Source organism: Rhodopirellula baltica SH 1 (assembly GCF_000196115.1).
GTDB lineage: Bacteria > Planctomycetota > Planctomycetia > Pirellulales > Pirellulaceae > Rhodopirellula > Rhodopirellula baltica.
Window position 1 is genome coordinate 2,793,974 of the sequence record NC_005027.1, and the last position, 13,371, is coordinate 2,807,344.

Sequence of the window (13,371 nt, forward strand, 5' to 3'; positions counted from 1 at the left end):
CTCGTCGATCAGTGCTTCGCGAGCGGGTGGACTGGCGAAACGAGCAGACAACCTAGCGTGATTAGGAAATCCGGGCGAGAAGTCTATAGCCACTTCACGGAGACTTTTTTTTCGCTCTGGCAGCATTTGCTAGCAAAGCAGTCTCGGCGACCTGGGTGACTTAACCCGAACCGGCAACGTCGGTTAGCCAAGTGCAATCACTTTGACTACCAAATCTGAATTTGTTGAGATGGCGTGTGCGACGATCAAAATTGAGGAATCAGATGTTGACCGCCCCACCAATGCACGTAGGCTTAGCCAGACCTCCGCGAGTTCGCCTAGCGTGGAGCCGGACGCGGTCAGCTTGCGGCCACGGGCTGACATCGTTGATGAATTGCCTCAAACCATTGATTTTTGCGACATTTTCGCGAGAGCCGGGTTTTGGATCGATTGCTCACGACGGCTTCACGGGCCGGGTACATGAAGTGCCCGGCCGCGGACGCTCGCTTCTTAAATTGCCGTCAAATTCCCGCTGAGCATAAACCAGACCAAAATTCGTTTGGTTGCCCTTTGCGGATGCAAGATCAATCGTTAAAGTTTCGAAAGTGATCTTCGGCCCGGTGTTGCGTGACGCGTCTGTATTCGTTCTGTCCTCCCTCATTTCCGTCTAACTTTTCTTTCTCGAAGTCCTTCGTGAGCTAAGAGTTACGTTCCTTCCACTCCTCTCGCGGTTCTCTTTCGCGAAGCCAATTCCCTCGAACGGATTCGTTTGTTGGCAATGGGTTTCACGCTTTAGATTCCGTTGCCGGGGTGCATTTTGGAACCGGAACCGCATTTGAAATCTCGATTTCATCGATTTTTCAACTGCTGATAAGCGACAGTTCATTCTGGCAAGCGGTATTCACCGTCGGAGTTCCAACGAACCAATTTCGTCATCTCATTGATGCGGTTTCGACGAATCAAGCTCCAAACAATGTGTGGGCGGATTCCGGGCTGTGTTGGTGTTTTTGTTCTTCCCCGCGAAGGAGCTCCCACTCACGATGGCAACTACGACTCAGCGTCGCCTCGAACCCACCTCGATTCGCAAATTCGGCACCGGCTTGGGCCAGTTCGATTTGCCCGACCTGACCGCCCTGCAAACAGTGTCCTACGCGGCATTCTTGCAAGAAGATGCGGCCAGCAACGCTCGCAAAGATCACGGGCTGGAGTCCGTACTGAGGGAAATTTTCCCGATCGCCAGTTACGACGGGAATACGACGCTGGAGTACCTGTACTACGAGCTGGGGAAACCCCGCTACACAATTCAGGAATGCCGTCAGCTGCGTTTGACCTATGGTCGTCCGCTGCGTATTTGGTTGCGTCTGAATCGCGAAGAGCCCATCGAAGAAGAAGTCTATCTGGGCGACCTGCCAATCATGCTGGGCGGTGGTGAATTCATCATCAACGGTGCTGAGCGTGTTGTCGTGTCGCAGTTGCACCGCAGTCCCGGTGTCGACTTCGTTCTGGAACAAGACACCACGACCGATCGCAAGTTGCCATCGTGCCGCGTGATCCCAGAACGCGGCTCGTGGATCGAAGTCAACGTGACCAAGAAAGATGCGTTGACGGTCCGCATTGACCAAAGCGGCAAATTTGCCGCGACCATGTTGCTGCGTGCAATGGATCCCAAGTACAGCACCGACGCAGATTTGTTGTCGGCTTTCTACGAAACCGGCACCATCAAGGTGAACGGTGGGAAAGACGCGACCAAGATCGAGAACAAGATCGCCGTCGACGATGTGGTTTACCCCAGCGGTCACGAACGTGCCGGCGAAATCATCGTCGAAGCTGGCTACAAGATCACCACCGAACTTTCGGAAACGATCTGCAACGCTGGCGTGACTTCGGTCGAAGCAATGGACCTGCCAAAGGTACCGTTGATCTTCAACACGCTTGCCGACGACAACACCGCCAGCCACGAAGAAGCGTTGCTGCGGATCTATCAGCGTTTGCGTCCCGGCAACCCGCCTCAGCTGGAAAAAGCTCGCACGCTGTTCCAAGAAAAGTTCTACGACGACAACCGTTATCGATTGGGCAAAGTCGGCCGTTTCCGCCTGAACCGCAAGTTGGGTCTCGGCGTCGAAGAAACCGTCATGACGTTGCGTCCTGACGACATGATCGCTGCCATCCGTTACCTGATCGACTTGTTCGACGCGGACAGCGGTGCGGAGATCGACGACATTGACCACTTGGGCAACCGTCGTTTGCGTACCATCGATGAACTCGCCAGCGAAGAACTCCGCAAGGGTTTCTTGAAGCTGCGTCGTACGGTTCAAGAACGCATGAGTGTCAAAGACGCTCAAGACATGACGCCTCGTTCTTTGATCAACCCCAAGAGCGTTTCAGCAGCAATCGACTTCTTCTTCGGTCGTGGCGAACTCTCTCAAGTCGTTGACCAGACGAACCCATTGTCGCAGTTGGCACACGAACGTCGCTTGTCGGCTCTCGGCCCTGGTGGTTTGAACCGGAAACGTGCGGGCTTCGAAGTTCGCGACGTGCACATTTCGCACTACGGTCGTATCTGCCCGATTGAGACTCCCGAAGGTACGAACATTGGTCTGATCAGCTCGTTGGCAATTTATGCTGGCGTCGACGATTACGGATTCCTTTGCACACCTTTCCGCAAAGTCATCGACGGCAAAATCAGCGACGAAACCGTTTGGTTGCGTGCCGATGAGGAAGGCGAATCCTACGTTGCACCTGCTGACACCGAAGTCAAAGACGGTGCCCTGGTTCCCGGCCCCAACATGATCGCTCGTTTCCGCAGTGACTTCGAGATCGTCATGCCGGAGCAAGTGTCCTTCATGGACGTGGCTCCCGCTCAGATGGTCGGTGTCTCTGCTGGCTTGATTCCTTTCCTGGAGCACGATGATGCAAACCGTGCTTTGATGGGATCGAACATGCAGCGGCAAGCCGTGCCATTGTTGGTCACCGAGCCGCCAATTGTCGGCACCGGGATGGAACGCGAAGTTGCAAAGAACAGTGCGATGGTCGTGCGTGCTCGCCGTGCGGGCAAAGTGACCTACGCAGATGCGACTCGTATCGAAATCGGTAGCGATCACTACCCACTGAAAAAGTACCAAGGGCTCAACGAACGAACCTGCCAAAACCAAAAGCCACTCATCACGGTTGGTGACAAGGTCGAAAAAGGCCAAATCATCGCCGACGGTGCAGCCACCCAAAAAGGTGAACTGGCTCTCGGACGAAACGTCTTGGTCGGCTTCATGTCGTTCGACGGATTCAACTACGAGGATGCGATCATCATCAGCGAAGAGCTGGTGCGAAATGACACGTACACCTCGATCCACATCGAAGACTTCGACGTCGAAATTCGCGAAACCAAATTGGGTCGCGAAGAATTCACGCGAGACATCCCGAACGTATCCGAGAAAGCACTTCGTAACTTGGACGACACCGGGATCGTTCAAACGGGAACTTACGTGAAGCCAGGCGATATTCTGGTCGGCAAGGTTTCACCAAAGAGCAAGACGGAACTGACGCCGGAAGAAAAGCTCCTTCACGCGATTTTCGGTCGTGCTGGTGAAGACGTGAAGAACGATTCGTTGGAAGTGCCATCGGGCATCGAAGGCATCGTCATCGACACGCAGAAGTTCAGCCGCCGGATGAGTCTCGGCGAAGACGAGCGAAAGGCGTTCGAACGCGAACTGAAGCAACACGAAACCGAAGGCAATGAAGAAATTGCCAGCACGTTTGAGTCGTTGATTCGTGACATGGAAGAGGCTTCCGGCGTCAAGCTGAAAGACTCGACCGGCACACCTTTGGCCGACGGACAAGATCCTAAGTTTGTTGCTGAACGTGCAACCAGCTTCCGATTGGAACTCGTCCTCGAGCAAATCGAAGACGAAGAGAAACGCAAAGCTGCCGAGAAGGTTCACCAAACTCAATGGCAAAACGTCGAGCAAGCCATCGACGAGCGTGATCGCAAACTGAACAGCATGAAACGCGGCGATGAACTTCGCTCGGGCGTGCTGCAGATGGTCAAGATCTACATCGCGACCAAGCGTACGATCAGCGTCGGTGACAAGATGGCGGGACGTCACGGTAACAAGGGTGTGATCGCCAAGATCCTGCCGATCGAAGACATGCCGTTCTTGCCGGATGGAACTCCAATTCAAATCATGCTCAACCCGCTGGGAGTTCCCAGCCGGATGAACGTGGGTCAGATTTTGGAAACTCACCTGGGTTGGGCGGGAGCCAAGCTTGGATTCCAAGCACTCACGCCAATCTTCGATGGTGCCAGCGAATCGGAAATCAATGACTGCTTGGCGGAAGCCGGTTTGCCAGCTCACGGTAAGATCCGTTTGACCGATGGTCGAACCGGTGAGCCGATGGAGCAGGAAACCACCGTGGGCTACATCTACATGCTGAAGCTTCACCACTTGGTTGACGACAAGGTCCACGCACGCAGCACCGGACCTTACTCGTTGATCACTCAGCAACCTCTTGGCGGAAAGGCTCGCTTCGGCGGTCAACGCTTCGGAGAAATGGAAGTTTGGGCACTCGAAGCATATGGTGCCGCTTACATTCTCCAGGAACTGCTGACGGTGAAATCCGACGATGTCGAAGGTCGAACCAAGATCTATGAATCGATGGTCAAGGGAGAAAACACTCTCGAGGCCGGCACACCTGCCAGCTTCGACGTGTTGACCAACGAAATTCGTGGTCTGGCCCTGAACATGCAACTCGAGAAACGGCCGATCTAAGGAAGCCAATTACCGCCAGCGTTGAGTTGGCGGCTTTGGTTGTTCGGGCCGGCATCACGCCGGCCTGGACGGGGCGAACGCGAGACCTTCCCCGGTTTTGAACTCCCCCGGTTTTCGAACTCAAGCGTCAGAAGAATGACTCACCCCCATCTTCTGACCTTCTTCCCAACATCAATTGCACCAGCAAAAAAGCTAGCAGCGAACTGCTAATAGCTAGGAGCTTCTCAGAATGTCCATTGGCGAAACCAGCAACTACGATCGCATCAACGATTACGCCTCCGTCCGTATCTCGTTGGCGCGACCTCAAGACATCAAAGCATGGTCGTTCGGTGAGGTCAAAAAACCCGAAACGATCAACTATCGAACCTACCGTCCTGAAAAAGACGGTTTGTTCTGCGAACGCATCTTTGGCCCTGAGAAGGACTGGGAATGTGCCTGCGGTAAATACCGTGGAATGAAGTACAAGGGCATGATCTGCGACCGTTGCGGCGTGAAGGTCACCCACAGCCGCGTGCGTCGTAAACGCATGGGCCACATCGAACTGGCCGCTCCGGTTGTTCACATTTGGTTCTTCAAAGCCATGCCATCGCGACTGGGCAACTTGCTCGCGATGAAAACCAGCTCGCTGGAAAAGGTCATCTACTTCCAGGATTACGTGGTCACGGATCCCAAGGACACCGACCTGGAAATGTTGCAACTCCTCACCGAAGAGGAATACCGCGCCGCACGTCAACAGTACGGCTCAGGCAGCTTCCAAGCCGACATGGGTGCGGAAGCCGTTCGCGATCTGCTGAACAAACTCGACTTGGTCACCCTGTCCGATCAACTGCGCGTTGACTTGGCGGAAACCGGCAGCAAGCAAAAGAAGAAAGACCTGATCAACCGACTCAAGATCGTCGAGTCGATCCGCGACAGCGACAACCGTCCCGAGTGGATGGTCCTCGATGTCATTCCGGTCATTCCTCCCGACTTGCGTCCTTTGGTTCTGCTGGACAGCGGAAACTTCGCGACCTCGGACTTGAACGATCTCTATCGCCGGATCATCAACCGCAACAACCGTTTGCGAAAACTGGTCGACCTGAACGCACCGGAAGTCATCATTCGCAACGAAAAGCGAATGCTGCAACAGTCCGTCGATGCGTTGTTCGATAACAACCGTTGCAAGCGTCCCGTGTTGGGATCGTCGAACCGACCGCTGAAATCCTTGACCGACATGATCAAGGGAAAACAAGGACGTTTCCGCGAAAACCTGCTTGGCAAGCGAGTCGATTACTCCGCCCGTTCGGTCATCGTGGTCGGTCCTCGTTTGAAACTGCACCAGTGCGGTTTGCCAAAGAAGATCGCGCTTGAACTGTACCAACCGTTCATCATCCGTCGTCTGAAAGAGCTCGGCCACGCTGACACGATCAAGTCGGCCAAGAAGATGCTCGAACGAAAAGACGAAGAGGTCTGGGATATCCTCGAGCAAGTCATCACGAACCACCCCGTGTTGCTCAACCGAGCACCAACGTTGCACCGGATGGGTATCCAAGCTTTCGAACCAACCTTGGTCGAAGGCAACGCGATCCACCTGCACCCGCTGGTTTGCAAAGGTTTCAACGCTGACTTCGACGGCGACCAGATGGCCGTTCACTTGCCGCTTTCGATCGAAGCCCAAGTGGAAGCTCACACGTTGATGATGAGCACGAACAACGTGTTCGCTCCTTCGAACGGTAAACCCATCATGAGTCCTTCGCAGGACATCGTCATGGGTTGCTACTTCATGACCGTCGAGATGCCCGATCAAAAGGGCGAGGGCATGACGTTCAGCACCTACGAAGAAGTCGACTACGCGTTGGCTCAGGGCATCGTTGGTCTGCACACGCGAATCAAGTTGCGTTTGCCGAAGTATCAGAAACTCAAGACCGACGACGAGAGTGGCGAATACGGCGCGATCATCGACACGACTCCGGGTCGCGTTCGCTTCAACGAAATGCTTCCCGTCGGGATGGATTTCTACAACCGCGCCATGCGTAGCGGTGACTTGGCCAAATCGATCAGTGACTGCTACCAGCGTCTCGGACGCAAAGCAACGATTCACTTGCTCGATGACATGATGCAGACCGGATTCCGTGAATCAACCCGCAGCGGTCTGTCGTTCGCGACGGATGACCTGGTGACCCCGGACACCAAGCTGCAGTTCATCAAGGAAGCCGAAAAAGAGGTCATGAAGCACAAGAAGGCTTATGACCGCGGTCTGATGACGGGCAAGGAACGGTACAACCAAGTTCTCGATGCTTGGACCCACGCTCGCGAAGCCATCACGGCAGACATGATGTCGGCGATGGAAAACGACATCCGGCCCGGCGGTTGGTACATCAACCCCGTTTTCTTGATGTCGCACTCGGGTGCACGGGGTGGTATTGAGCAAATTCGTCAGCTCGCCGGTATGCGTGGTCTGATGGCCAAGCCAACCGGTGAAATCATCGAAACGCCCATCAAGGCAAACTTCCGCGAAGGCCTGTCGGTGCTCGAGTACTTCTCGTCCACACACGGTGCTCGGAAGGGTCTGGCCGATACGGCGTTGAAGACAGCCGACTCCGGTTACCTGACTCGTAAACTCGCCGACGTGGCTCAGAACGTTGTGGTCACCATGCATGACTGCGGCACCACACAGGGCATCACGAAGGGTGTCGTTTACCGTGGTGAAAAGGTCGAAGTTTCACTGGCCGAATCGATCAATGGTCGTGTCAGCCTGAAGTCGATCGTCAACCCGGTCACCGACGAAGTGATTGTGGAAGCGAACCAGATGATCACTCCCGAGATCGCACGCAACATCGAAGCGATGGGCTTGGAAAAAATCCAAGTTCGCACGCCAATGTCTTGTGACGCACCTCTGGGTGTTTGCCGATGCTGCTACGGCATGGACATGTCGACCGGATCGATGGTCGAAGAAGGCATGGCTGTCGGTATCATCGCCGCCCAATCGATTGGTGAGCCCGGTACTCAGTTGACGATGCGTACGTTCCACATCGGTGGTTCGGTGAGCAAGCAAGTCGAAGAGTCGGACATCAAAACCAGCCGTGATGGTGAAGTTCGTTTGACACGAATGAAAGCCGTGACGAACGCCGAAGGTCGCGACATCGTGTTGACCCGGAACGGCCAAATCATGTTGGTCGATGATCGCGGTCGGGAAGTCGAATCGTATGACATCCCAACCGGTGCCATGCTGATGGTCAAAGAAGGCGACAAAGTCACCGCCGGACAAGTCCTCTGCGAATGGAACCCGTACTCAATTCCGATTTTGTCGGAAGTCACCGGTAAGATTCGCTTCGAAGATGTTGTCGAAGGCGAAACGATGCGTCTGGATCGCGAAGCCAGCGGTAACACCCGGATGACAATCATCGACCACAAGGGTGACCTGCACCCGCAGTTGGTCATCGAAGATGAAACCGGTCGTCCGCTTCACGCTCAGTACTTGCCCGAACGTGCAACGATCTCGGTCAAGGAAGGCGAAGAAGTCATCCCCGGTAAGGTCCTTGCTGAAATGCCTCGTGAAACGGGCGGTGTTTCGGACATCACCGGTGGTCTGCCTCGTGTGACCGAGATCTTCGAAGCTCGTAAGCCAAAGGATCCAGCTGTGATCGCGGAAGTCGACGGCGAAGTCGAAATCCTCAGCGAACGCAAACGTGGCAAGCGAACGATTATCGTCCGCAGCGAATCAGGAATCGAACGCGAACACTTGGTTCCTCACGGGAAGCACTTCTTGGTCCACACCGGCGACATCGTGAAGGCTGGTCAAGCACTGGTGGACGGTGCGTTGGTTCCTCACGACATCTTGCGTGTGACCGGGGAAGAAGCCGTTCAGCAATACTTGCTGCACGAAATCCAACAGGTCTATCGCAGCCAGCGTGTGGAAATCAACGACAAGCACGGCGAAATCATCATCGCTCGCATGCTTCGCAAGGTGAAGATCGAGAACGCCGGCGACACCAACCTGTTGCCCGGTAGCGTGATGGACCGATTCCACTTCCGCAAAGCCAACCAGGACTTGCAGAAGTGCATCAAGATCGCCAACCCAGGTGACACGGACTACACCGAAGGCACGATCGTGCCAAAGGAAGCGTTCGAACAAACCAACGCCGAAGTCGAAGCGATGGGCGGAACGCCAGCCAAGGGCAAACGTTGCAAGAGTGCAACGGCCAGCACCCAGTTGCTCGGTATCACCAAGGCCGCCGTTCAGTCGAACTCGTTCATCTCGGCAGCGTCGTTCCAAGAAACCACCAAGGTGCTCACCGAAGCCGCTTTGGCAGGCAAGGTCGACAAGTTGGTCGGTTTGAAAGAGAACGTCATCTTGGGTCACTTGATTCCAGCCGGTACCGGATTCCGCATCTTCCAAGAGTCGGAAGTCAACTACCGCCGCGAAGCACTCGAAGAACTGTCGCAGGCACCTGTCTCGGCACTCGAAGAGTCCTTCCCGTTGCTCGGAGGCGATGGCGAACCCGCCTCGACCACATCGAGCACGACCGAAGGCGAGTGATCTCCTTTTCGAATCGTTAAAAACATCAACCGGGCGTTCTCAAGACGCCCGGTTTTTTCATGCGCTGACGAGTCCTGAGTCCTGAGTCCTGAGTCCTGAGTCCTGAGTCCTGAGTCCTGAGTCCTGAGTCCTGAGTCCTGAGTCCTGAGTCCTGAGTCCTGAGTCCTGAGTCCTGAGTCCCTGAGTCCCTGAGTCCCTGAGTCCCTGAGTCCCTGTGCCCCTGTGCCCCTGTGCCCCTGTGCCCCTGATAAACTAAGTACCCCCACCATCTCCCCAAGCCGATCTTCATCATGCTCGCGTCGCCCCCACGCTCGATCGCCGCCCCATCTACCGCCTGCCTGTTCCTGGCGAGCGTTGCATTGTGCTGGCAGGGAACGACTGCCGCATCGCAACCCAATTTGGTTGTGATCATCGCGGACGATCTTGGTTATGGCGAAACCGGCATGATGGGCAATGCTGAGATTCCAACACCCGCAATCGACGCATTGGCTCGATCAGGAGTTCGCTGCACCAGCGGCTATGTGACCTCGTCGTATTGCAGTCCCTCTCGAGCCGGTTTTTTATCAGGTCGTTACCAATCTCGATTTGGTTACGACCTCAACCCGACCGGAGAACGCAACAATCACCCCAACGCGGGTTTGCCTCCGCAGCAAAAGACCTTCGTTGAGCATCTCCAATCCGCTGGCTATCAAACCTCGCTGATCGGCAAGTGGCACCTCGGCACTCGCCCATCTCAAGTGCCAACATCAAAAGGCTTTGATCGCTTCTTTGGATTCTTGCACGAAGGTCACTTTTACGTCCCCGGTCCACCGTTTGAAAACGTTTGGACGATGCTACGTGACAACACGCTTCCAACCGGACGATTCGAAACCAACCAAAAGACCATTCGCGGCAACTACGCCCGAATCAACGAACCCGACTATGACGCCGGCAATCCGATGCTCGATGGCAGCGAGCCGATCGAACACTGGAACTACCTGACGGATAGCATCACCGACAAAGCGATCGATGCGATCACCCAAACCGCGTCGAAACCATTCGCCATGGTTGTCTCTTACAACGCCGTGCATTCGCCCATGCAAGCGTCACTCGAAGATCATGCCGCGATGGAACTTATCGACGATCCTCAACGGCGAATTTTTGCCGGCATGTTGATCGCCTTGGATCGCGGGGTCGGCCGAATCATTGAGAAGCTCGATCAACAAAAGCTGCGACAAGATACGCTCGTTGTCTTCTTCAGCGACAACGGTGGACCAACAGCGGAACTCACCAGTAGCAACGCGCCACTTCGCGGCGGCAAAGGAAGCCTCTACGAAGGCGGTGTTCGCATCCCGATGATTTGGAGCATGCCTGGAACGATCCCGGCGGGAGCTGAAGAAGACACTCCAATCCTGAGCCTCGACATCGCCGCTTCGTTCTTGCCGTTGGCAGTCGGCGAAGCTTCCCAGCTCGAAACCGATGGCACGAATGTTTTGCCATGGATCGGTAGAGGTACCTTCAAGTTGCCCCGAACGGTTTGGTGGCGGATGCCCCGCGGGGCGCGAGCCCTTCGGCATGGTGATTGGAAATTTGTCCAGGCTCGACAAAATCAACCGATCGAGCTCTTCAACCTTGCCTTGGACCTCAGCGAGTCCAAAGACTTGTCCGACGTGCACCCGAATCGACTGCAAGACTTGCTGGCAGCTTGGGACGCAGTTCAAGCTGAAATGCCACCTGCGAAGACCTTCGACTAACCAAGCAAACAACTTGCGGCGGATATTTTCGAAAGTTGCGCAAATGCTCGGCTGAAATCTTTGTAAATCGGCCAGAGCGTGGAATGACTAGGTGGAGAAAAATGTATGGCCGCTAGCGATCCACCCAGCAACAGCATCGATTCGAACCAGCGTGAGCAACGATACAACCAGTTCGTGGCCTTGCTGACACGCCACGATCTCTCGATCCGCCGATTCATACGATCTCTCCTCGCAAATCGAGATGCGGTCGAAGACGTCGTGCAAGAAACAGCGCTCGAGTGCTGGCGAAAATTTGATGACTTCGCATTGCAAAACTCAGGGCACGAAGACGAGTTTGTCCGATGGGCATGTGTCATCGCTCGCTACAAAGCACTCAGCTGGCAACGAGATCAGGGTCGCGATCGGTTGGTCTTTCGCGACTCAGTGGTGGACGCACTCGCCACCTCGGCGATGACTCGATTGGAACGACGCGAAGACGAACGACAAGCCATGGAGAGATGCCTGGCAAAGCTCGGCCGTTCGCAGAGGCAATTGGTGCTCAGCGTTCACTCGCCCGGCCAGTCGGTCACGTCGATCGCGAAGAAGACAGGCCAAAAGGCACGTCGCTTGTACTACCAACTCAATGTCTTGCGTGCTTCGCTTCAGCGTTGTGTCGAAGAGCAACTGCAACAGGAGCTCCATCATGGATAACGCTTTTCTAAAACTAGTTTATCAAGCAATCGATCAAACCATCTCGCCCGAAGACTTTGATCGACTCCAAGACCTGCTCGAAACAAGTGAGGAAGCGCGGCTTACGTATCTGAACGCCGTCAACGCCTGTGAGTCACTGCACGAAATCGCAGCGACGCCCGTTGCAACTTCGGCAGAATCGACGACCACATTGCCACTGAATCGCTGGCCGAGCGTTTTCGCTTTTCGTTCTTTGATGATCGCCGCGACTGCACTTTTCGTCGTCGGCGGGCTCGCCTATTGGCTGGGACGTCAGAGACTGAATTCACCCCGGATCGTCGACGTCGTGGAGTTGGAATCGGCTGCATCTGAATCACAGATCGCCGGTCACGCAACGCTTCGTCGAGCCGTTGATGTTGAGTGGACCGACTCATCCAAACCCGCCAAAGTCGGTGAGGTGTTGCCCAATGGTCGCTTTCAGTTCGACAGCGGCGTCGCCGAGATTGACTTTTTCTGCGGAGCGACGTTGATCGTGGAAGGTCCCGCGAATTTGGACATCGAATCCGATTGGTCGGTCCGAGTGAATCAGGGCCGGTTGAGAGCAACCGTACCACCAGCCGCCCGTGGTTTTTCGGTCAAGACCGCCGAATCCGAAGTCATTGACTTGGGGACTGAATTCACGATGGATGTCTCGTCGGACATGGCTCAAGTGGAAGTCGTCGACGGAGAAATCATGTTGCGGGGCGGTGGACTGGATGGCCAACATTTGCACACCGGCGAACGACGAACGCTTCACGGTTCGCCATCCGACCAAGCCATCGAAGACATGATCACCGCCACGGATCTGCACCACCGCGACGAATCCGCGATGACGCAAAGGTTCCAAAGGTGGAAAGAATCCATGCTGTCACTACAAAACGACGATCGGCTGATAGCCCTCTTCGCAACTTCAGAACTTGAAGGACGCACGATTCGCAACGGAGCGACCGCCGATGGGACACAAGACGGCTTGTTGGTTGGGCCGGTTGAAGTGGTCGATGGTCGCTTTGGAGCGGCATCTCGGGGAATCAATTTCGATCGCCCAGGGTCTCGAGTTCGGACACGCATTGATGGAGACTTTCAAGCATTCACGTTTGCATGTTGGGTCAAAATTGACAGTCTAGACCAGCGATACAACGCTCTGTTCATGGGCGATGGCTATGAGAATGGTGAACCGCACTGGCAGATTCGCGATGACGGACGCCTGATGTTTTCCGTCATGGTCGATGATTCTCAAAGCGTCAGCTTCTATAACAAACGCGATCAACGTGTTGTAAAAGACGCCGGCTTGCATCGCGTGTACATCACCGAACCGTTCTGGGAGATCGCCAACAGCGGACAGTGGTTCCATTTGGCAGCGGTTTACGATCCGGCATCCCAACGAGTGCAACAGTTTGTGAACGGCAACCGCATCAGCGATGAAGCCATCGATCCGAAATACCGAATCGACACGTTGCGAATCGGCCCAGCGGAGATCGGAAACTGGGGTCAACCATTTCGAGAAACGCCTTGGTTCGCGGTCCGCAACCTGGATGGCTCGATCGACGAGCTAACGATTTACAACGCGGCATTGACTGCTACCGAAATCCAGTCGCTCTACGAGTCCGGTAAACCATTGGGCTACTGAACAGAAGCAGAAGTAATTTGGCTGGTCAGCAACACTTTGAAC

General features: G+C 55.0%; 5 protein-coding genes. All 5 read left to right on the forward strand.

Annotated features, from left to right (window positions below):
- Window positions 1-1,019: 1,019 nt before the first annotated feature.
- The 5 genes from rpoB to RB_RS10925 all read left to right on the forward strand — a co-directional run bounded on the left by rpoB (window position 1,020) and on the right by RB_RS10925 (window position 13,329).
- Complete coding sequence (gene rpoB / locus RB_RS10905) at window positions 1,020-4,742, forward strand: DNA-directed RNA polymerase subunit beta (RefSeq protein WP_007340662.1); 3,723 nt, start codon at window positions 1,020-1,022, stop codon at window positions 4,740-4,742.
- Window positions 4,743-4,971: 229 nt separating this feature from the next.
- Complete coding sequence (gene rpoC / locus RB_RS10910) at window positions 4,972-9,261, forward strand: DNA-directed RNA polymerase subunit beta' (protein ID WP_007333812.1); 4,290 nt, start codon at window positions 4,972-4,974, stop codon at window positions 9,259-9,261.
- 290 nt (window positions 9,262-9,551) lie between these two features.
- A complete protein-coding gene (locus RB_RS10915; RefSeq protein ID WP_011120435.1) occupies window positions 9,552-10,994 on the forward strand; it encodes an N-acetylgalactosamine-6-sulfatase in 1,443 nt (480 codons plus the stop codon).
- A gap of 105 nt (window positions 10,995-11,099) precedes the next feature.
- A complete protein-coding gene (locus RB_RS10920) occupies window positions 11,100-11,684 on the forward strand; it encodes a sigma-70 family RNA polymerase sigma factor (RefSeq protein ID WP_164921864.1) in 585 nt (194 codons plus the stop codon).
- A complete protein-coding gene (locus RB_RS10925; protein WP_164921865.1) occupies window positions 11,677-13,329 on the forward strand; it encodes a LamG-like jellyroll fold domain-containing protein in 1,653 nt (550 codons plus the stop codon). Before RB_RS10920 ends, RB_RS10925 begins: the two co-directional genes overlap by 8 nt.
- Window positions 13,330-13,371: the final 42 nt, after the last annotated feature.